The 24,341-nt window shown below is 44.6% G+C and carries 11 protein-coding genes; 9 read left to right on the forward strand and 2 right to left on the reverse strand.

Going from position 1 to position 24,341, the window contains the following annotated elements; translation table 11 throughout:
- The first annotated feature begins 3 nt into the window (after positions 1–3).
- From mreC to rodA, 4 genes are all read left to right on the forward strand, one after another.
- On the forward strand, positions 4–843 hold the full coding sequence (gene mreC, locus DK188_RS11240) for a rod shape-determining protein MreC (protein ID WP_111670907.1): 840 nt from the start codon (positions 4–6) through the stop codon (positions 841–843).
- Positions 833–1,354, forward strand: a complete 522-nt coding sequence (locus DK188_RS11245) for a rod shape-determining protein MreD (RefSeq protein WP_111670908.1) — start codon at positions 833–835, stop codon at positions 1,352–1,354. The genes mreC and DK188_RS11245 overlap by 11 nt, the downstream gene beginning before the upstream one ends.
- A 229-nt stretch (positions 1,355–1,583) precedes the next feature.
- Positions 1,584–3,386, forward strand: coding sequence for a penicillin-binding protein 2 (gene mrdA / locus DK188_RS11250; RefSeq protein WP_111670909.1), 1,803 nt, complete (start codon positions 1,584–1,586; stop codon positions 3,384–3,386).
- Positions 3,386–4,660, forward strand: coding sequence for a rod shape-determining protein RodA (rodA, locus tag DK188_RS11255; protein ID WP_111670910.1), 1,275 nt, complete (start codon positions 3,386–3,388; stop codon positions 4,658–4,660). Before mrdA ends, rodA begins: the two co-directional genes overlap by 1 nt.
- 283 nt (positions 4,661–4,943) lie before the next feature.
- Here rodA and DK188_RS11260 read toward each other — a convergent pair whose 3' ends face one another.
- On the reverse strand, positions 4,944–6,059 hold the full coding sequence (locus DK188_RS11260) for a hypothetical protein (RefSeq protein WP_111670911.1): 1,116 nt from the start codon (positions 6,057–6,059) through the stop codon (positions 4,944–4,946).
- A gap of 33 nt (positions 6,060–6,092) precedes the next feature.
- On the opposite strand from DK188_RS11260, the gene DK188_RS11265 reads away from it, so the two are divergent.
- From DK188_RS11265 to rho, 4 genes are all read left to right on the forward strand, one after another.
- Entirely contained in the window at positions 6,093–6,419 is a 327-nt protein-coding gene (locus DK188_RS11265) for a 2Fe-2S iron-sulfur cluster-binding protein (protein ID WP_111670973.1), read from the forward strand.
- Positions 6,420–6,421: 2 nt separating this feature from the next.
- Entirely contained in the window at positions 6,422–7,006 is a 585-nt protein-coding gene (locus tag DK188_RS11270; protein WP_111670912.1) for a thymidine kinase, read from the forward strand.
- Between the two features lie 493 nt (positions 7,007–7,499).
- Positions 7,500–8,189 (forward strand): DNA repair protein RecO, encoded by a 690-nt coding sequence (gene recO / locus DK188_RS11275; protein WP_111670913.1) that lies wholly within the window; start codon positions 7,500–7,502, stop codon positions 8,187–8,189.
- Positions 8,190–8,390: 201 nt separating this feature from the next.
- Positions 8,391–10,226: a transcription termination factor Rho gene (gene rho, locus DK188_RS11280; RefSeq protein WP_111670914.1), complete on the forward strand. Its 1,836-nt coding sequence runs from the start codon at positions 8,391–8,393 to the stop codon at positions 10,224–10,226.
- A 1,115-nt stretch (positions 10,227–11,341) separates the two neighbouring features.
- Here the strand turns inward: rho and DK188_RS21640 are convergent.
- Positions 11,342–12,052 carry a hypothetical protein gene (locus DK188_RS21640; RefSeq protein ID WP_198673005.1) on the reverse strand — a complete coding sequence of 237 codons (711 nt, stop codon included), beginning with the start codon at positions 12,050–12,052 and terminating at the stop codon, positions 11,342–11,344.
- A 61-nt stretch (positions 12,053–12,113) separates the two neighbouring features.
- Here DK188_RS21640 and DK188_RS11290 point away from each other — a divergent pair, with 61 nt between their 5' ends.
- Positions 12,114–24,179: a beta strand repeat-containing protein gene (locus DK188_RS11290; RefSeq protein ID WP_198673006.1), complete on the forward strand. Its 12,066-nt coding sequence runs from the start codon at positions 12,114–12,116 to the stop codon at positions 24,177–24,179.
- The last annotated feature ends 162 nt before the right edge of the window (positions 24,180–24,341 follow it).

Raw genomic sequence — 24,341 nt, forward strand, 5'->3', positions numbered from 1 at the left:
TGAATGCTACGCATCCTACAGTTCCTTTACCGAATAAGGGCATTTATTTTATTCGTTTTTCTTGAAGTGATGGCAGTCTGGATGATTGTCTCCAACAATTCTCCACAGGGTGGGGCTTTTTTCAATAGTTCCAACGCGCTGGTGGGATCGGTGCTCAAGCAACAGGCAGATATAGTTCAGTTTTTCTCATTGGCTGAGGCAAATGAAGCACTCACTGCCGAAAATGCTGCGATTCTCCAGCAGTTGAGTTTCCTTCAGGCCAAGCCAGACAGCATCACCTTTCAGTTGGATTCGACATTTGCAAGCACCTACCAATTCAGAGGTGCACGGGTGATCGGTAGTTCGCTGAGATTTTCCCAAAACTACCTTACAATTAACAAAGGATCTAAAGACGGCATCAAACCCGGAATGGGAATATTCAATCCCGAGGGCGTGGTAGGAAGAGTAAAAGCAGTTTCTGAAAACTATGCCGTGGCATTCTCACTGTTAAATACCGGGCAACTGACCTCATCAAAAATCAAATCGACCAATGACTTTGCCACAGTGCAGTGGGATGGACAGAATAGTACCGAAGCAAAATTGCTTTTTGTCCCACGTCACGTCAAGGTTCAAGAAGGAGATACAGTCATCACCTCCGGATCCAATTCAGTTTTTCCAGAGGGCATATTGATCGGTGTCATTTCGAAGATCTCTCCCGATGAAAAGGATCCAAACTATCTCGATCTCACTGTGAAGCTAAGTACTGATTTCAATAAGGTCAATTATGTCTATCTCGTGGAAAACACACGCTTCAACGAACTGGACTCGCTCTATCGCCAATCTGAGATAAGCAATGAATATTAGAAAATTGTTTTCTTACGTCCTGTTGATCCTATTTTTGGGAGTAGTTCAGATTTTGTTTTTGAAAAATCTGGCACTTTTTGGTATTGCCTTTGTGTTTATCTACCTGTTGGGAATTTTGATTCTGCCCATCTCCATGAAAACCACACCCTTGCTTTTCATTGCATTTGGTCTGGGTTTTATGGTTGACATTTTCTACGAAACAATTGGAATGCACACAGCTGCTGCTACTTTACTCGCCTTTGTCCGGTCGCTATGGCTTAGAGCCATCAGCCCTACAGGTGGCTATGTGGATGCAGAGGAACCTTCGCTAAATGAAATGGGTTTGGTTTGGTTTATCACCTATTCCTTTCCCTTGATTTTCATTTATTGTCTGGTCTTTTTTTCAGCTGATCAATGGGGAACAAGCGGCTTCTTGGGTGTACTAAACAAAAGCTTTTTTTCCTCGATTTTGACTTGCCTTTTGGCTATACTTGTACAGCTGCTATTCTTCAAGCGGAGGCGCGGAATCTAATGAAATGCTCCCGAAAATTATCCGAATAGAATTGGATGATTAAAGAGAAAATTTTCCGGAGCTAAATTCAGGAAAATCCAGCTGAATACTAAAGAAAACAAATTAAGGAGACGAAACCGAGTATTTCGGGCTCATCTGATTCAGGAATAAACATCGTTCTATTCATGCTCCAAAAATTACCGAGTTGGAAAGGACAGGCTTCATGGCCAAGGAGGAACATTAAACAACAATGAAAGACCAAAGACCGATCGTCATTCTCATCTTCATTTTCTTGGTGAGCATAGTTCTGCTCATTCGGCTTTTCATGATTCAGGTGGTGGACGATAGCTTTATGAAGCGGGCAGAGAGCAACGCCATTCAGCGGATCGTGGATCACCCGTATCGGGGATTAGTGTACGACCGCAATGGTAAACTTTTGGTTTTCAACAATCCGATTTTTGATGTGATGGTCGTCCCGAAAGAATTCAAAGTCGGTGATACGACCCGCTTTTGTGAGCTGTTCAAAATTTCCAAAGAGCAACTGATCGAATCTTACACCGCTGCGCGAAACTATTCCTCAGTGAAACCTTCTACCTTGATCAAGCAAATCTCCACCAAGGATTTTGCACGGATTCAGGACTTCCTAGTGGACTATCCCGGTCTCTTCATCATGACACGATCTGTGCGATCCTACCCCAACTCCACCGCAGGCCATGCGCTGGGATATATCGGTGAGATCAACGCAGGCCAATTGGAACGGGATACCTTAAAATATTATTCCCAGGGTGATTACGTAGGCCTTAGCGGAATGGAACGCTATTATGAAAATGAGCTACGGGGTAGAAAAGGCGTCAAATACAAAATGGTCAACGTACGGGGTATCGACAAGGGACCATTTAAGGACGGAGAGTACGATACCGCCTCAATAGCAGGAAAAAACATAACCTCCACCATCGACATGGATTTGCAAATGTATGGTGAAATGCTGATGGCGGGAAAAACGGGCTCAGTAGTGGCTATTGAACCCGGAAGCGGAGAAATACTGGCAATGATCTCTGCCCCATTTTATGATCCGAACGTATTGACCGGTGCTGACTTTTCGAAAAACTACCGGGTATTAAATAATGACCCGAGCAAGCCGCTCTTTAACAGACCGATCATGGCAACATATCCTCCTGGATCGATCTTCAAGATCGTTCAGAGTCTGATCGCCCTGCAGGAAGGGATCCTGTTTCCGGAGACGACTTTTGCCTGCAATAAATCCCTGGTCGCCTGTCACAATCACCCGAATCCTGTCAATCTATTTGGAGCAATTCGTAACTCTTGCAACCCGTATTACCATCAGGCATTCCGACAGATCATTAATCAGGAGGTATCAAGTAATACCTTTAAAGACACCGAAATCGGATTAAATTCCTGGAGAGAAAAAGTATTGAAATTTGGACTTGGGGGTTCGCTTGGATTGGATATGATTGGTGAAAAAGGTGGTGATATTCCTTCAAGCAGGTATTATGACCGAGTATATGGGGAAGGACGCTGGAAATATTCAACGATCTATTCCCTATCCATCGGACAGGGTGAAATGCTAGTCACACCGCTACAAATGGCAAATCTCGCCGCTATTTTTGCAAATAAGGGGTATTACTATACGCCTCACCTGATCAAAGAAGTGGATGGAGATCCGACTTTGATTCCCGGCAAGTACCAGATCAAAAATGATGTGGGCATCGATGCCAAGCATTTTGATCTGATCCAGGATGCAATGGCGGAGGCTCTTTATGGTACAGCAAACCGTGCCGTGATGAAGGATCTGGTCATCGCTGGGAAAACTGGAACAGCCCAAAACCCACATGGCGAGGATCATTCGGTATTCATTGCTTTTGCTCCAAAAGACAATCCTAAAATTGCCATTGCAGTCTATGTAGAAAATGCGGGTTGGGGTGGAAGAGCTGCTGCGAGTACAGCTTCCTTGATGATTGAGAAATACCTCAGAGGAGACATCTCTCGTCCAGCCCTCCAGGATTATGTTTTAGCCGGAAACTTTATTTACTGATGCGGGAAGCAGACATACAGATCAATCGGGTAGACTGGATCACCGTATCGATATATTTTGCACTGGTCATCATTGGCTGGTTCAATATCTATGCTGCAGTGTATGACAGCCAAGTGGAGAAAAGCATCTTTGATTTATCCATCAATTCTGGAATACAACTCCTGTGGATCGGCACAGCCATCGTACTGATTACGGTGATCATGGTTGCGGATTCGCGGTTTTTTGAGAACCTATCTCTGGTCATTTACATTGTTTTTCTGGTCTTATTGGTTTTGACTCCCTTTGTCGGCAAAGAAGTAAATGGCCAGACCCTATCAATCGGTTTTGGAAGTTTTCGAATACAGCCAGGGGAGTTTGCCAAATTTGCCACGGCACTTGCATTGGCCAAGGTAATGGAGCGTCCGACTTTTGACCTTTCCAAAAAGAAATATCAGCTGATTGCCTTTGGAGTGCTATTGCTACCTGTAGCATTGATCATCCTCCAGCCGGATACGGGTACCGCTATGGTGTATTTTGCGATGCTGCTGATGTTTTATCGGGAAGGGCTTCCCTCCTATTATTTTATTTTTGGTTTTGGATTTATTGCCATCACGCTTTTGGCCTTGGGTGTAGAAAACAACCTCTATTTAGCTGGAGCCGTCGTGGTAGTAGTATTGATTCTTATTTTCTTGGGGAAAAGAACATGGCAGCGAATCCTTGCCTTTTCTCTAATTGGACTGGGTGTGATTGCATTTATATACTCACTTGACTTTGTCGTGGCCAAGCTCCCGCCCCACCAGCAAAACCGGATCATGGTCCTCTTTAATCCCAACTTGGATCCGCTCGGGGTAGGGTGGAATGTCACACAGTCCAAGATTGCCATCGGATCAGGAGGATTGCTCGGTAAGGGCTATCTGGAAGGTACCCAGACCAAGTTTGACTTTGTGCCGGAGCAGCATACCGATTTTATCTTCTGTACTTTGGGTGAGGAATTTGGCTGGATTGGAAGTTTGGTCGTGATCAGTCTTTTTACCGGTCTTTTGTACCGACTGGTCATAATGGCAGAGCGGCAGAAAACGCGATTTACCAGGATCTACGGGTATTGTGTAGTATCTATTTTGTTATTCCACTTCATGATCAATATCGCCATGACCATAGGACTGTTCCCTGTGGTCGGTATTCCGCTTCCTTTTTTCAGCTATGGAGGATCTTCGCTGTGGTCCTTTACTGTTTTGCTGTTCATCTTCATCAAGATGGACTCATCCAGAGCTACACAACTGGGAAGATTGGGATGATAATAGTAGGCAGTGGTCAGTTTACATTCGGAGGGATCAGTCGCGGTTCACAAGTTGCAATAGGTGGATTTGGTCTTGAATTCTATCCTGTTTGTTTACCTGACTAATCTAGATAACCCTCCAAGAAGAACATAAAAAGAGACTGTCTCATAAGGCATGTTTTTGTCAGCCTGAGCACCTGAGAGACAAGAGTCTCGAAGTCGAAGGCCATTTGCGGCAAATTAAGCAACATTTCGGCTTCGCTCAATGTCACAAACAGGAGTTATGAGAAAGTCGCTTTACATTAATCTGAATATTTCCGATAGACCAATTGAAGGAATTCTTGCACAGGATCTGATTCTGTCTCCCAACCCAATTCAGAGACAAAACGAGAATTGATCAATTCTACAGCCGCTTCAAAGGAGCCTGCTTCATCAATGGACTTCAAAGCATGACGCAACAAATCTGCGTTTCCGTCAAAAAGCTCTTTTGTAAACATAAAGCGCTGATTCAGGGCCAGGCTTTCCGAAAGCTCTCCGATGATTCCTTTCATGCCTCGATACGATTCGGTAGCAAATTGGGCTTTGAGCCTAGTGGCATTTAACTGAGCACCATTGCTGGAGATAGAAATTTTTTCTACTACTACCGGCGCAGTATTTTGAATTGGAGGAGTAGGTTCGGAGACTGCAGCTGCTGGACTGATCTGGGTCTCTTCCTTTTCTACCGTATCAAAAAACGACCCGTCGGCGGCATCTACACTGACTGAGGGTTTGGATATTGGCGTAGCCTCAGCATCTTCTGCCCCCATATACAAGTCGACATCAAATGCCTTGATATCACCCAGAGTGGCCAAGAGTAAATTGACAGACTCTAAGGAATCCTTAACTGCTTGGTAATTGGCAGCAATCGCTCTGAGATAGGAATCTGAGTCATGACCAAATCCGGTCTTATCGATCAGGAAGGAAATTACTCTATCGTGCCATTTGTAGTACTTTTTATTTTCCTTGAGAAAATCATTGATTTTTCCTGCAGGAGCTTTTTTAATTTCATTCTGGTAAAAAGTTACCGGGTCGGTTGCCACTTGGATTGCCTGGATGACAGCAGACTTGACCAGAGGTTCGAGATTGGACCGCTCCACTTTGATCCTGCGAGACAATACATTCATGAATTGCGTGAGCGCGTCATGCACTGCGATATCCCGGTAATCAAAATAGGGACTGCTCTTTAACTTTGCCAATTCTTCCTGCCAAAGCTCAAAGAGACGCTTGATAATGAAAAAATTGACCTGCGTACTGCTTGTTAACTGAATGATATCCTGTCCCGTAATGTATTGCCTTCCGGCAAAAAATTGATTACAAACCAGATCTGTGTATTCAGTTGAGTAATTTTCTAAATAATTGCTGTTAATTTGAACTGTCATGTGTGGGTCTTGTTTTCAAAAACAAACGAAGAAATGCCCCGAATAATCATTCAAAACCTGGGAAATCTTATCATTGATTCGGAACACCCTGATCGTAAAGTTATCGAAATAATTCATGAAAACGGCACGGATTGGATGCATGCCTGCGGAAAAAAAGGGCGCTGCACCACCTGTAAAATGATAGTCATCGAAGGAATCGAAAACTTAAGTCCTGAAACGGACCGGGAGCTTTTTTACAAAAATCAAAACCGGCTCCGATCCAATGAACGACTTTGCTGCCAGAGTCAGATTATAGGCGGAGACCTAGTCATTAGAGTAGCTGAGATCAATAAATTCCCGCACCTAGCCTACACGGAATAAGTATGTTTATAGAACCTTCTCTGAACAGTCGTAGACAATCTGAGCGAAAAGGTCAGATTGAGGTGATTTGTGGGTCGATGTTTTCAGGCAAGACCGAGGAATTGATCCGAAGGCTCAACCGGGCCAGATTGGCCAAGTTTAAAGTTGAAATATTCAAACCTTCTGTAGATCGCCGATATCATGATCAGGACGTCGTCTCCCACAATGAAAACAGTATCCGTTCTACTCCTGTAAACTTTGCCGGTGACATCCTGTTGCTGGCCGGTGATTGTGATGTCGTAGGAATCGATGAAGCCCAGTTTTTTGATGAAGAAATCGTCCGAGTGGTCCAGCTACTGGCCAACAAGGGAAAACGGGTCATCCTCGCTGGGTTGGACATGGATTTTGAGGGAAAACCCTTTGAGCCTATGCCCAAGTTGATGTCGATCGCTGAGTATGTGACCAAAGTTCACGCAATCTGTATGAAATGTGGAGATTTGGCGGCATTTTCTCTTCGGCTTTCAGAAGCAAAAGAAAAGGTCGTTTTAGGAGAAAAGGAAAGCTACGAAGCCCGATGCCGAAGGTGTTTCTTTGAGGATAAGAAGTGAGTGAGAGATATGGGATGGCAGATGACCGATGTGGGGCTTAACTTCATCATTCGAAATTCAACATTCGATGTTCGATATTGAAAAAGTGGGAAGACAGAAGACGGAAGAAATGACCGATAACCGATGTTGAAAGCAGAAGGAGGCTGACGTAGCAGGTCGAGCGGAGTCGAGACCCGTGAATCTGGTATCAAGTATCAAGAAGGGGTAGTAATGTAGGGATTGTAAGTCGTAAATAGTAAAAGAGTAGGTAGTCCAGCAAATACATAAAAGCGAAGCTTTTAGCCTTTGTGACCTTGAAAAAAAGTCAACTACTAGTAAAACCCCGAAAAGTCCCACTCAAGCTTACCGAAAGCTTTTCTCAAAAAAACTTCGCGCTCCTTCCTGTACTTTGCGGTAAAAAAAGGTACACTGAAGAAAGGAACCGATGTAACGGCCCGCGATGTAACGGCCCGAATTTCAAATCTCAAACTACAAATCTCAAACTCTTTATCCAATGATCCGCAAAACCGCCGGTTTGGTGCTCAGCTCGATTCGATATAAAGACACGAGCATCATTGTGAAGATTTTCACCCGGGAACTCGGTTTGAAATCTTACTTGGTCAATGGAGTACGCAGCATGGGAAAAGGTTCCAAAATGGCACTTTACCAACCCTTGACGCTGCTTGATCTTGTGGTTTACAATAAAGAAAATTCGGGACTTCAGCGGATTTCAGACGCCAAGCTGCAACGTGCCCACCAACGGATTCCTTTTGATTTTTCCCGAACCAGCATCGCTTTATTTATGACTGAAGTGATCAATCGCAGTATATATGAAAACTATCAGAACGAATCCCTGTTTGACTTCTTGACTGAAAGTGTAATCATCCTAGATCAGGGAGAGGCGCTATTGACCCATTTCCCTTTGGTATTTTTGATCGAAAAGGCAAAGTTTCTGGGTTTTTCTCCGGAAGACGCAGAAGGATTTCTCTTGGAATCTGTCCACCAGCCCTTTTCAGATCAGGAGCTTCCGCAGATTTTGGATTATTTGGAAAGGTTATTGAGTGATAAATACAAGTGTTGCGACAAAGTACCCGTTGGTTTGCGAAGAAAGCTATTGGATCATCTGCTGGACTTTTATTCCCAGCATATGGAAAACTCAAGTTCCTTCAAATCACTGGTAGTCATTAGACAGGTGCTGGAGTGAATCCGCTGACTGTCAAAAATCTGTACTAGAAACAAAAATTTGTTAAATCCAAAACCATCGGTTAATATTGTGGCATCACCGTGAATGAACAAGTCGCCCACATTGACTTGAGCTTTTCCTGCAGACCTTTTTTGCTCAGAAAATCATCCACGTTCCCAAATAGCACATTTTACAATATCTTATTTATTTCATACCCTCTTTATGTATAACATAGAAGAACTCCGAATCAGGCTTTTATCTGAACTGAAGGAGATTGCTGAGGAGCTTAAAGTCAAAAACTTCAAAACCCTCAAAAAAGACGAATTAGTCTACGCAATACTTGATCAGCAAGCCATCACCCCAGAGCAAGCCCTCCCCAAGAAAAAGCCTTCAGCCGTAGAGATCCCCCCTACCGAGGCAACAAAACCAGACGAAAAACCTACAATCAGCTCACCTAAAGCTGAAGAGGCCGCAGAATTCAAACCAAAATTCAGAAGACAGAACGTCACTGAAATCCCCGCCACTCCTGAACCAGAAAAAACTTCCCCAGAGCCTGCAGAAGCTACCGCAGAATCAAAACCGCCCAAACCGGAATGGAAGCAGAAGCGGGAAGAAAGACCTAATCTGGAGAAAAGAGAGCCTAGGCCTACACCTGAAAAGAAAGAAGCCCAAGCAGAACCTACTGCAGCCCCTTCTTCAGACGAACCAAAAACCTTCAGACCTAGAAGAAGGGCATTTGAAGAAGTTGACATCACTGGAAATACGGGGGAATCTCAGGAAGTCACACCTCCCGCTTCAGCACCGGCACCAGCAGCAAAACAGGAAGCTGAAATCGAACTACCCAAGCGAAAAAACTTCCGCTCTCCGGACGAAATCATGGCTCCTGCAGCTGAGACCGTCCACAATCCCAACCGCAAAAAACCTTTTGTCAGTCCCCGCGAATTTGACGGAGTGATCGAGAATGAAGGCGTTTTGGAAATGATGCAGGAAGGGTATGGTTTCCTTCGTTCCCTAGACTACAACTACCTGGCCTCTCCGGATGATATCTATGTATCACCGAGTCAGGTAAAACTTTTTGGTCTAAAGACTGGAGATCATATCAAAGGGTCGATCCGCCCGCCTAAAGAAGGAGAAAAGTACTTCGCCCTACTTAAAATCGCTACCGTCAACGGAAAGACCACAGACGAAATCCGTGACCGGGTTCCTTTTGAATACCTGACCCCGCTTTTCCCGGAGGAACGATTAAATCTATCTACCAAGCCAGATGGCTATTCTACCCGAATCCTTGACCTATTTGCTCCCATCGGAAAAGGGCAGCGAGGCATGATCGTGGCGCAGCCAAAAACCGGTAAGACTGTATTACTTCAGCAGATCGCCAATGCGATCACGAAGAATCACCCGGAAGTTCATTTGATGATCCTCTTGATCGACGAGCGTCCTGAGGAAGTGACAGACATGGCCCGATCAGTAAATGCAGAGGTAATTTCCTCCACTTTTGATGAGACTGCTGACCGTCATGTGAAAGTTTCCAATATTGTTTTGGAAAAAGCCAAAAGAATGGTGGAAGTAGGACATGATGTAGTAATCTTATTGGATTCGATTACCCGACTGGCCCGTGCTCACAATACTGTGGTACCAAGCTCTGGTAAGATTCTTTCCGGAGGGGTGGATGCCAATGCGCTTCACAAACCTAAGCGTTTCTTTGGCGCGGCTAGGAATGTAGAGAATGGAGGTTCATTGACCATCATCGCAACAGCCTTGGTGGAAACAGGTTCCAAGATGGATGAGGTGATCTTTGAAGAATTTAAAGGAACCGGCAACATGGAACTTGCTTTGGATCGTAAGTTGGCCAATAGACGTATCTATCCTGCAATTGATGTATTGGGATCAGGTACCCGTCGTGAAGACTTACTGATGGACAAAGAAGAAATGCAACGTGTTTGGATTCTCAGAAAACTGATGAGCGACATGAACTCACAGGAGTCGATGGAATTCTTGCTCAACCGAATGAAAGGAACGCGCGACAATGCGGAGTTTTTGATTAGTATGAACGGGTAATATCCTTTCTTCCATATAACTGGTTAACCCCGGCAGCGATGTCGGGGTTATTTTTTTGCTGAAAATCCCATCCTTCAGACCCATCCTCAATTTGGATCCTTCCAAAATTCAAAGGGAGGGCGCCCATGGCCGGTATAAACCTGGCTTTTAGCCTTAAAAAAAATAGAAGTGGGAATGCAAATCCCATAGTCGTTCTTCGAGATTACAAATCTCGAAGAACGACACAAAGGAAAACACCTGATTTCCATTCCATATGCTTGAAATCCAATTTTTTGCATTTGGAGAATCAAAAAATGAGCTTAAAAATTAAATTTTGTTTATTTAATTTTTCTGCAATATTATTGTGCCCATTTGCTATTTGATGATATTTTGATTGAGTGGTTGGAAACAAATTGCCTATGAAAAACTATTACAAATTTTTAAATACTAAATACACTTTAGTCGGAAGCCTTTTTACTCAGGGCAAGTTTATATTTTATTTAAATAGGAATATCTCTTATGAGGGGCACCGAATAAATGTAAGTGTGCATCGGCATACATTGGGATTCCTCCAAAAACAGCCTCAGTTGAGATGACATACCACCTAAAACATGTGATTTTCAGGACTTTTGTTTGTGTGAAATACATTTTTATGTACATTTACAACATTCACCCTTATCCATTTCTTTGGAAATGAGTCTGACGAATTTGGTATTTGTTTTAGGTTTTTTACCCCTTCTGTTTTTAATCCTCAAAGGGTTAAAAAGAGTAGGTGGAAATGCTATTTTTCAACATACCCGTATTGAATTTGGTATTCAAACCAAAACCCTCCCTTTTTTGAAAAAAGGGCTAATCGGGTTAGTGGTTTTGATGGGAATGATTTTTTTAGGAGCAGGGGAAGTGAGGGGGCAGATAGCTCAGAGGGGGGCGGCTACTACAGCAACCTCAACAAATAATACAATAACAATAGCAAGACCTACCGGCCTGCAAGTTGGTGATTTGATGATAGCGACTATCGGTCAAAGCAATAATGAAGACGATAACCTAAGTAATGCCACTCGCACAGGTTGGACACTTATTCATGGACAGCAAATTAATCCCGGGACTCCAGATGATAGATGGTGGGGAACCATTCTTTATAAAGTAGCGACAGCGGCCGATGTTGCTGCTGCAAATTTTACCTTCAATGTAGATAATGATTCAGAAAGTACTATCGGGGCTATAATTGCTTTTTCAGGTGTTGATCCAATTTCTCCATTTGAAGCTATTGGAACTTTTACAACAGGAGACGATGATGATTTAACTGCAAACTCTATATCAAACACCACTGCTGATGCTGGAATTGTGATGCTAGGTATAATTGAGGGCAATAGAACTTTTTCAGGATGGAATGTTAATACCCCTGGTCCTGGAAATTTAGGTTTAAATGAACTTTTTGATTTGGGCTCCACAACCAGTGCTGATATGGCTATTGGTGGTGCTTGGGTTATTAAAAATAGTATAGGAAATACTGGAGATGGAGATTCTGAACTTTCTGGAAACACTAATTCCCATTTTGGATCTATTTTACTCGCATTAAGACCCGGGTGTTCATCAACAGCCAATGCTGGATCAGCTATGGCAGCTATATGCCAAGGAGGAACCTCTGCTGCTCTAGGTGGTAGTGTAGCAGGAGCCGCAACTGGAGGAACATGGAGTTCCAGTGCTGGTGGATCCTTTAGCCCCAATGCCAATACTCTTAATGCCACTTGGACTCCACCAGCAGGATATTCAGGAACTGCAACCCTTACTTTAACCACAACGGGAGGTAGCTGCAGCGATACAGATTCAAAAACTATTCTTGTCAACGAAAATCCCACCTTAACGGTCGGTGCTCCTTTGCCAGATATATGCGAGGGGGAATCAACCGTGGGCCTAGGAGGCTTGGTCTTCGGTGGGGCCACAGGAGGAATTTGGACTGACGGAGGACTTGGTGGTACATTTACTCCAGCTCCAACCGTTCTCAACGCTACATGGACGCCTCCCACTGGCTATACAGGAACTGCCACCTTAACCCTGACCACCACTGGGGGATCATGCGGTTCTGTTACTGGCACTAAAACCATAACGGTAAATCCAGGCGCAACCGCAAATCCTGGAGGAGCATTAGCCGCGATATGCCAAGGTCAAACCTCAGCTCCTATGGGAGGAAGTATCGGAGGTGTCGCTACTTCGGGAACATGGAGTGGAGGATCCGGTACCTGGACTAATGCCAACAATCCGTCAACTGCTACCTACACTGCTGCATCTGGGGAATCCGGTTTAATTACGCTAACCTTAACCACTACAGGTGGGACTTGTGGTACTACAACTGCTTCAAAAACTATTCAAGTTAATGCACTCCCAACAGCCAACGCTGGTCCTGCTTTATCTGGAATTTGCCAAGGCCAAACAACTCCTGCAATGGGAGGATCTGTTGGCGGATCTGTTGCGGGAGGAACTTGGAGCGGGGGTTCAGGTACTTGGACCAATCCAAACAATCCGGCAACTGCTACTTATACCCCAGGAGCATCTGAAACAGGAACGATTACCTTAACCCTAACTACTGTCGGGGGGAGCTGTGGGGTAGCCACTGCAACCAAAACGCTAACTATAACGACTAGCCCTACGGCAAATGCAGGTGGGGCTTTGGCAGAGATCTGTGATGGAGAGACTTCAGCTCCTATGGGTGGAAGTATAGGTGGTGCTGCCACCAGCGGAATCTGGACCAACTTGAATGGAAACGGAACCTGGACCAACGCCAATAACCCAGCCACTGCAACCTACACTGCCGGATCGAACGATAGTGCTTTGGGTGTGATCACTTTGCAGCTTACCGCAAGTGGTGGATCTTGTAGTCCTGTTGTAGTTACAAAAACCATAATTGTAAATCCGGGCAAAACAGTAACACCAGTTACTACTGAAACAGTCTGCTTTTTCTCAGGAGACGTTAATCTTACGCATGGTACTACCGGGGTAACTGGAATTAATGGAGATGGAGTGGACAGTGCCAATGGCCTTCCTGATGGAGTCAGTGCAACATTTAATTCTGTAACTGGTGAAATTGATATCACTGGGAATCCAACAGAGCTTGGAACTTTCAACTATAGCATAGAATTACTGGGTACTTGCGGAGTAGCTTTTGCAACTGGAACTATCATCGTAGAAGATTGTGGCTGTGAGTTTACTTATGATTTTTCCACCACTCCTTCTGGGTCTGATACATGGATAGTTCCAAATGGGGTTACCGAGGTCATTGTAGAAGCTTGGGGAGGTGGAGGAAGAGGTGGAGGAAGAACTTCAAATGGAACTGGAGGAGGAGGAGGCGGTGGAGCGTACTCACGCTCCATTATCTCTGTTACACCAGGTCAAAATTTTTCATATGTTATTGGTGCTGGTAGTAACTCCACTTCATCTGGAGGCTCATCAAGATTTTATTTATCATCAGCACCCGGGACGGACCTTGTTAGGGCCACTGGAGGAAACTCAGTATCTAATAATACAAGTGGAGGGGCCACTGGAGGTGATGCGGATGATGGAGAAGGTGAAGTAAAATATTCAGGCGGAGATGGAGCAAGCGGATCTGGATCAGGAGGTAGCAGAAGAGGTGGCGGCGGAGGCGGTGGTGCTGGCCAAAGTGGCGATGGAGAACCTGGATCTGGAAGATTTGGAGGAAGCAATACAAATGGGGGCGGTGATGGAGGTACAGCTCCAGATAATAGTACTACGAATGGAGTGGGAGGGTCTTCAATTGGTGGGGGTGGAAGTGGAGCTTCTAGAAACAGCAGTATTGGTACATGGTTAGGAGGAAATGGTGCAAATGGCCAAATCAAATTAACCTATACGCTATCTGCAGGTGTTGTAAATGGACCACAATCAATTTGCGAAGGAGGCAGCACAATCTTTACCTCTACCATGGCTGGCGGAGTATGGTCCTCTACAGATGAAACTATTGCTACGGTCAACCCAACAACAGGGGTTATCACCGGAGTAAGTGCAGGCGCCGCAACCATACGTTATACCATAACGGGATGTACGGTAGCCACTGCTTCCAGAACGGTATTTGTAAATGAGCCTGTTAGCCCAGGAACCCTGAGCGGAAATCAGGATATCTGTATCGGAGGAGATACACAGCTCTTATCTTCTACCTCCTTTGGTACTTGGTCATCAGGTAATCCTGCTATTGCAACAGTATCCAGCACAGGCTTGGTAACCGGGATTTCTTCAGGAACGGTAGATATTTTTTATACTCTTCCTGCCAGTGGAGGTTGTCCTGCTCCTCAAACCAGTATCAGTATTACTGTCACTGCGCCGCCTGATGCTGGAATCTTGAGTGGAACACAGGAAGTCTGTGAAGGTGGAACCCGCACTTTCTCTTCCACTATCTCTGGCGGTACCTGGTCATCAGGAAATCCAGCTGTAGCAACAGTGGATCCTTCAACAGGGGTTGTAACAGGAGTGTCTCCGGGTTCGGCAATCCTTACCTATACCGTTTCTGGTTCAGGAGGTTGTTCAGACGACTTTGAAACCCGATCTATCACAGTGACTCCGTTACCTGATGCCGGCACTTTAAGTGGAGTAAATGAACTCTGTGTTGGGGAAAGCTCAACTTTCTCCTCAACTACTCTTGGAGGAACTTGGTCTTCAAGCAATCCAGCAGTGGCTTCAATAAACAGTTCAACTGGTGAGGTCACTGCAGTTTCTAGTGGTAGCATAACAATAACCTATACTGTAGCAGGTTCTGGAAGCTGTCCAGATGACACTGCTACCCGAAGTTTAACCATAAATCCTCTTCCAACTCCAAGTTTTACTGCTCAACCGACCGGTGTGGTATGTATAGGAGAAGAGGTTACTTATTCTACTCAAGCAGGGCAATTCAACTATGATTGGCAGATTTCTGGAATTTCAGGAACCGATTATTCGATCACATCAGGCGGGACGAGTACAAGTAATTCACTTACACTAATCTGGTTAACCCAAGGTTCAAAACAAGTATTCTTGAGTTATTCCAATTCCAACGGGTGTTCAGCAGCAGCATTTATCAGCAGCCCAATTTCAGTCAGTCCATTGCCAACGCCTACCTTCCTAATTGAGCCATCAGGTGAATATTGTATAGGTGAAGTGGTAACCTATATCACCCAGTCAGGTCGGGCAAACTATACTTGGACTTTAACAGGAGTTTTGGGGACAGATTATGCAATTAACGCTGGTGGGGTAACTAGTAATTCAATTTCCATTGAGTGGTTGACAGCAGGATCTAAAACTGTTACAGTTAATTATGAAAACGCAAATGGTTGTGCAGGAACGTCTGCTGCCACAAATACCATTAATATTAATACTCTACCAGTTCCAACATTTATTGCAGAACCTTCTGGCGCAATTTGTATCAATCAAGAAGTCACCTATACCACACAATCCGGCCCGGACATTGTAGACTATGACTGGGGATATTCTGGAGATGAAGGAACTGATTACAACATCATTTCGGATGGAGGTAACACGGTGACACTTGTTTGGTTGACTGATGGGCAAAAAACCGTAACTGTCAACTATGAAAATTCCAACGGTTGTCAGGGAGCTTCAGCGGCGGTTAGCACCATTGATATTGATCCGCTTCCTGTTCCGACCTTCACTGCTGAACCTGCAAATCCGACTTGTATAGGCGATGAAGTAACCTATACCACACAGTCAGGACAATCAAACTATCTGTGGACAGTGACGGGAGTTTCAGGCACTGATTACAACATCACAGCTGGAGGTATCGGTACAAGCAGCAATACTGTAACCATTGAATGGTTGACCGATGGGGATAAGACTGTAACGGTCAATTATTCCAATACAAATGGATGTACTAATCCAACACCAGCTACCAATACAATCACATTAAGCCCTCTTCCTGTACCAACATTCACTACTGAACCTGCAAACCCGGTTTGTATTGGGCAGGAAGTGACTTACACTACCCAAGCAGGGCAAAGCAACTATGTTTGGACTGTTTTAGGAACTGTCGGAATTGACTATACTATAACAGCAGGTGGAATCGGTACTACCAGCAATACAGTCTCCATAGAGTGGCTAACGAATGGTACGAAAACGGTAACAGTTAATTACACGGATGCCAATGGATGTACGGGTGTCACTCCAGCTTCAAACACCATTGACTTGGATCCACTCCCTGCGCCAAGTTTTACAGTAGAGCCATCAAATCCGGTTTGCCTCAATGATGCTGTAACCTATACTACTGAGAGTGGTCAATTCGATTATGATTGGAATATTCACGGTACTTCAGGGGTTGACTTCAATATCACTGGAGGTAGTATTGGAACTAACAGCAATACAGTTACTATAGAATGGCTAACATCGGGTAGCAAAACAGTAACAGTCAATTATACAAATGCGAATGGTTGTTCAGTGCCGAGCCCGGCTTCGAATACGATTGAAATAAGTACTCCAGTTGCTATTAATCCTGAGATTGATCCGGGTCAGCTTGGTGATACTGAATGTTTTGGTGATGGTTTTGACCCTATTACAATTACAGCATCTGGCTCTGGTTTAACTTTCCAATGGTATCGGAAACCAGATAATTCGGACATCAGTACCAATCCTGGTACGGCTGTACCTGGTGCAACAACAGCATCCTTTACTCCTCCTTCCTCTCCTGAGGGTATTTCTTACTACTATGTTGTCGTCTCAGGAACTTGTGGTGGCCCTGAAACTTCAGACCTCACAGGAGCCTACATCGTTTCCCCTTCTGGAACTGCCATCAACCTAGATCTAGACTCAACAGCTCCTGATCAGGAATTTTGTTTTGGCGCTGTTTCTTTCTCGCAGCTGGAAATCGCTGCAACTGGTGATGGAGGCGTGCCTGCAACTTATCAATGGTACCAAAACACCTCTCCTACCAACACCGGGGGCATATTGCTCACAGGCGAAACCAATTCTACCTTCACTCCTCCATCTGATGCGAGTGTGGCGGATGGATTACCGAGATATTATTATGCTACTGCCACCAGTCCAAGCTGCGGAACGGTTACTTCTTCAATTTCTGGTGCATTTATAGTCAATCCTCTAACAGCTATTGACTCTGAGGATCTAGTCGGAGATACCATTTGTGAAGGTCAGGGTCCATTTAGCCCGATATCAGTTAGCGCTTCTGGCACTGGAACCTTGTCCTATCAATGGTACAGTAATACAACAGGGGTGATAAATACAGGAGTTGATACACAGGTTGGAACCAACTCTGACACATTTACTCCACCTTCAACTAGTGCTGATGGCATCCCTGTTTACTACTACGTGGTAGTTACAAGCTCAGGAGGATGTGGACCGGATCAAACCTCTAGTATTTCAGGTGGCTTTGTAGTGAACGAATTGCCGGTTCCTACCCTGACTCCAACTCCAACCGGTGAGATTTGTGTTGGTACTTCCATCACTTACACTACGGAAGCTGGCCAATCCAATTATGTTTGGACAATACCAGGCGTACAAAATACTGATTACACCATAAGCTCAGGTGGAATAGGAGCAACAAATCATACCGTAACTTTGACATGGCTAACTGCTGGAACCAAGAATGTCTCTATTAATTACAATAACTCAAACAATTGTGCTGCGGCAACCGCCACTGTCAACACTACCATAGTAAATGCCCTGCCTGTTCCAACGTTTATTGCTCCGCCACCAGCTCAGGTCTGTGTAGGTACATCAGTAACTTATTCCACCCAATCGGGTCAATCCAATTACCTTTGGAATGTGCCTGGTACAGCAGGTACGGATTACACCATTACTGCAGGAGGTATTGGAAATACCAGCAACACAGTTACGCTTACCTGGTTAACAAGTGGTACCAAAGCAGTATCTGTTAACTATACAAATGGAAACAATTGTACTGCTGCTGCAGCAACTATAAATTCCACTATAGTAAATGCATTACCTACACCAACTTTCACAGCTCCAGCTGTTTCAGAGGTATGCGTGGGCGCTCCAATAACTTATTCCACCCAACCTGGTCAATCAAATTATGCTTGGACGATTCAAGGAACGGCGGGTATCGATTACACTATTACCGCAGGTGGAATCGGAACATCAAGTAATACAGTTACGCTTAGATGGTTGACATCGGGTACAAAAAACGTTTCAGTCAATTATTCAAACTCGAATAATTGTACTGCAGCTAGTGCTACAATCAATTCGACATTAGTAAATGCACTTCCTGTCCCTACATTTACCGCAGCACCCCCAGCAGCTGTTTGTGTAGGTACTTCGGTAACCTATACCACCCAATCAGGCCAATCAAATTACGTTTGGACAATTCCTGGGGCCTCAGGAACCGACTACACTATTACAGCTGGAGGAACTGGAACTTCAAGCAATACGGTAACCCTAACTTGGTTGACATCTGGAAACAAAAATGTTTCAATCAATTATACCAATGCCACTAATTGTATTGCTGCATCCGCTGTGGTTAACACCACTATTGTAAATTCACTGCCGACTCCTACATTCACAACTCAACCTACAACTGATGTCTGTGTTGGTACTTCGGTAACTTATACCACCCAAGCTGGTCAAGAGAATTATGTTTGGACTGTGGCAGGAACTGCCGGAACTGACTATACCATCACCTCTGGTGGAATTGGACCATTTGATAATTCAGTGACCGTAAGATGGCTGTCTAGTGGTACCAAAAATGTAAGTGTTAATTATAGCAATTCGAATAACTGTACAGCGGCAACGGCTGTTTCAAACTCTTTAAATGTAAGTCCACTTCCAACTCCTACATTTACAGCTGCTCCATCAACTGACCTTTGTATTGGAGCTCCGGTGACTTATAGTACCCAACCAGGGCAAGCAAACTATATTTGGACAATACCCGGAACTTCAGGAATAGATTATACAATTACTGCTGGAGGTATTGGATCAAACGATCATACTGTTACCCTTATTTGGTTAACGAGCGGCACTAAGAACGTTTCTGTAAATTATTCCAATGCAGGGGGTTGTACAGCAGTATCTGCAGTTACAAATTCCACAGATGTCAATGTCACACCGGTGATTTCTGATATTACAGGAACCATCATCTGTAGTGGAGCCACATTTAATGTTACTCCTATAAACGGAACAAACGGCTCTGTTCCTGCAGGTACGACTTACACATGGACTGTTTCTACCAATGGAAATGTAAGCGGAGAATCAAATGTCTCTACCCCTCAGGCTAATATTTCACAGGCTCTGACCAATACATCCCTTGTGGATCAGACAGTAACATACACTGTTACCCCAATTACTCCAGAAGGATGTGTAGGAAACAGCTTTGAAGTGGATGTCTTGGTGCGGCCAACCCCAATAGTCAATCCTATTTCTGATCAAGATGTTGGATGTTCTGGTCAATCTACAACTCCGGTGAATTTTAGCGGAAATGGAGTAGCCGGTGTAATATATAATTGGACGAATAGTCATCCATCTATTGGTTTGGCAGCATCCGGAACCGGGAATATTCCTGCATTCGTTACCCAGAATCCTAGCTCAGGACCGATCACCGCAACAATTACAGTGACGCCAACAGTTAATGGATGCTCCGGTCCTTCAGAAACCTTCACCATTACCGTTGATCCTACTCCAGTAATCACATTGCAAGCGGATTATTGTGCGGTAGATGGTAGTGTACTCTTGGTGGCCAGTTCAAATGTTACAGGCACTTCATGGGAGTGGAGTACAGGAGAAACAACAGCATCTATTACTGTCAATATCGCAGGGTCTTACTCTGTAACCGCTACATCTCCAGATGGATGCATAAGTACAGCTTCTATAAGTATAGCAGAAGAATTAATTGTAGATGGATCATTCACAAACTTTGACCCTGCAAATCCAAGTTTCTTTACCGAGTACACACAGAATCAAAACTATTATGTCAATGGAGATGGTTCGACTGGATTATGGCCTGAAGGATATTATGCTGTTAATGTGAATGCTAACGGTAGCACAACTACAACACCTCCGGGTTATCATACTGCATTCTATGGAAGAGATCATACCAATAATGCATCCGGTCCAAGGAATTTTATGATGGTAAATGGAGGGGCACTCATCGGCAGCCCTCTCCGACAGCCAGTAATTTGGAGGCAACAAGTGGTAGTCGAGCCTTTCACGGAATACTATTTTTCTGCATGGGCGATGAATCTGAATCCAGCCTCGAATGCTAGACTACAGTTCAAAATCAATGGTCAATTGGTAGGTACCGTATTGGATTTGTCAACTGCACCTGAACCAACGAGCGATGCACAGGTGGGATTAGATAATTGGAGAGAATTTAGATCAAATCCAAGCTGGAGCTCAGGTAGTGCCACAACTGCAATAATTGAAATAGTAAACTTAAATACTGCCCTTGGAGGTAATGACTTTGCTTTAGATGATATCTCCTTCGGTACGCTTTCTCCATTCATTAGATTAACTTCAGCCGTAGGCACAGACGACAGCCAAGTGGTTTGCGAAGATTCTCCTATTGTAGATATTGAATATGCTGTTGGTGGAGGTTTGGATGGACCATTGGTTACTGGTTTGCCTGCAGGCGTTACAGCTACATGGAACGGATTGAATTTGAGGATCAGTGGATCTCCAACTACTCCGGGAGAATATATTTACGAAGTATTTACTACTGGCTCTTGTCAGCAAGTACGGGTAGAAGGTTTGATCACCGTGAGAGATGTTCCAGATGCAGGCGCTATAGCAAGTGACCAAACCGTTTGTGAAGGAGACACACCTTCTCCGATCATTGGTATAGTATATACTCCACAGGATGCCGGAGCGGTAATTTCTTATCGATGGGAAATGAATACTGACCTTTCTACTCCAAATTGGGTAGATGTCCCTGGTAATCCTACTGGTGCGGATTACAATCCTCCCGTATTGGCGATCACAACTCAATACAGAAGGTATACCACTTCTACTGTTGGAGCCAATAGCTGTGAAGGCCCTGCAACAAATCCGGTTACTATTACTTTACAGAGTGTGCCAACAGCGGGAACTATAGCTGCAGATCAAACAATTTGTAATGGTGACGATCCTGCCGCATTCACCAGTACCATGGATGGTACAGGAGATGGTACAATTACATATCGTTGGGAAAGTGCTGTAAGCCCATTCTCTTCTTGGTCCTCAGTTAGCGGAGCAAATTCTTCCACTTACGATGCCCCTGCAGGCTTGACGCAGACTACTAGATTTAGAAGAGTTACCATATCTACTCTTAATGGTGTGGATTGCGAATCAGTACCTACAGCTCCGGTTGAAGTTATTGTAAGTGCTTCTCCAACTGAGGGAACAATTGCTGGTAATCAGTCTATTTGTCAAGGAGAGGATCCTGCTGCATTTACCAGTACCTTGGATGGATCTGGATCTGGGACAATATCCTACATCTGGGAAAGTGCGGTAAGTCCATTTACCACTTGGACAGAAATTAGCGGAGCCAATTTGGCTACCTATGATGCGCCTGCATTAAGTGTTACTACCCAATTTAGAAGAACCACAGTAGCTGATTTTAATGGGGTAATCTGTGAGGCGACCACAACTCCTGTTCAAGTCACTATAAACCCTAACAATACTGTAACTCCAGTGAACCCAGACCCAAGTATCTGTATAGGTGTAGGGATTTCGACAATTATCCATACTACTTCAGGCGCTACAGGCATTGCCAATGATGGAGTATCCGGTGCAAATGGATTACCACTCGGAATTTTTGCTACGTGGTCAGGTAACACCATCACTATCATAGGAACTCCTACAGAATATGGGGAATTCAATTACAGTATTCCATTGACTGGAGGTTGTGGTTCAGTAAATGCTACGGGTACTATCACCGTAGAAAACCCTAACTACCCAATCACTTCTATCGATGTAGTCAATCCAACCGCTCTCCCAGGCAGTTCCACATTTACGGTATTTAGTCCAAATATGACTCCGGGTACCTATGAGATTGTCTACAGTACGAATGGGGTAAATGGAGGTGCAAATAATGTGATGACCACTGTAGTGGTATCGACATCCGGCCAATTTACTTTGACCTCTCCTACTTATTCCAATGAAGGCACTACTGTTTTGACTATCAATTCTATTCGAAGAATAATACCAAGTCCGGCAGATCCATGTGCTTATTTCCCTCCAAATAACAATACAGCAATTTATGGATTTGGATGCAGCTCTGAGTCTCTTCAGAGTGGAGGAGATGATGCCTTCTATGTACCTGCAGATGTCTTTGAACTTACTATTGTAGCCTATGGTGATGGCTCTCCTTCCGAGACTCAAACCATCCCAGTTATACCTGGGGGAGTGGTATTTATTGGAACAGTTGGAAATGAAATTTTTGCTACCCAAGTGCCTTTGGCTTCCGCAACTCCTGCAGATTACATTGTTTCAGCCACCGGACCGAATGGCAGGATTGTAATTCATTACGACTGTTCTCCACCTCCACCATGTAGTGGTACGGGCGATGTGTACCAATACACCGATTCCGAAGGGTACACCGTGATTCGGATTACAGGCGACTGTTCCTCGTGGTCTTGGACTGCTCCGGATGGGTTGGATGAATTTGAAGTACTTGTAGTCGGCGGTGGCGGTGGCGGTGGCTACGGAGAAGCGGCCGGCGGCGGTGGCGGTGGCGAAGTTGTCTACCAGCAATACACTGGAATCACCATGAACGGATCTCCAGGGCTTCAGGGAGCAGTATTTACTGTCACTCCTGGAGGAATAGGTTTGGGAGCAAGTTCTAATTCAGAGCAAGGATATAACGGAGGAAATTCATCCTTTACCGGCCCTAACTTTGAGTATGCAGGAGGAAATACTTTCTCAGATATTACTGCAGCTGGTGGCGGAGGTGGCGGATCAAGTTATTCTTCTTCCTTAATCAGAGAGGGATCCCCTGGTGCTTCCGGAGGAGGTGGTGCGGCATATGGTACCGATGAAGCAGTTGGAGGAACAGGTAATGCAGGAAATAACGGAGGAAATGCAATTTCAGAAACCTTTGGACTAGCAGGTGCAGGCGGAGGTGGTGCAGGTTCACTTGGAGAAGGCGGGACATTCACCGGCGGTGGAGCATTAATGGTTGCCGGATCAGGCGGAAATGGTGAATCCAGAACTATTTCAGGTGAAGTAATTTACTATGGCGCTGGAGGTGGGGGCACTTCATCAGGAGCGATTTCAAATGAAGCCGGAGCGGGAGGAAGTCCTTATAACGGAACATTTAATGCCGGAGGTAATGGAAACAACAATGGTATAGGTCAGTCTCCAAGTACATACGGATCAGGTGGAGGCGCAGGACGATTGGGTGGAAGCAACGGCTTCCAAGGCGTAGTTTACATCCGCTACCCTAACTTCAGAATCCTACCAATAGAATACCTCTATTTCAATGCCAAATACAATCCAGTATTCCGTTCAGGGGATCTGACTTGGGCTACAGCTCAAGAATGGGAAAATGACCGATTTGAAATCGAACGCTCAGTCAATGATGTGAAATCTTGGGAAACTATAGGAGAAATGGCTGGCGCCGGCTACTCAGATAAGCCTACGGAATATACTTACCAAGACCTGAAATTGCCGTTAGCTGGTGGCACCATTTTCTACCGTCTGAAGCAAGTCGACTTTGATGGTGATTCAATTTATAGTGATACCAAGGCAATCAAGGTAGAGCCAATGGAAGGAGCTACATTCTGGAGGGTATATCCAAACCCAACAACAGGCGATCCTATAAATCTGGAAATGCTAGATACGGGAGTGTATAACGATGAAGAAATCACTGTTCGAGTGATCTCAGCAACGGGACAGTTTGAATCCTTGAAAGGAACTTCAGCAGTACTTCTGAGCAGTCAGCTTTCCAACATTTTGCGAGGCAAAGCTGCTGGAATCTACACTGTGGAGATCAGCTGGTCTACCTTTAAAGAATACCATAAGGTGATTTTGAGGAGATAGGATTTCTTATATGGAAAACTTAAGGATCCCAATTTGAAGTCTGATGCTTCGAATTGGGATTTTTTCTTGATTACGTTCGGTGAAAAATGATTTGGCTAAGGCCAAAAGCGTTTTCGTGATTATTTAATCCTCCAGCTAAAGCAGGAGGGAATTGATTTCTGA

Origin of the sequence: Algoriphagus litoralis (assembly GCF_003259255.1) — a bacterium.
Taxonomy (GTDB): Bacteria; Bacteroidota; Bacteroidia; order Cytophagales; family Cyclobacteriaceae; genus Algoriphagus; species Algoriphagus litoralis.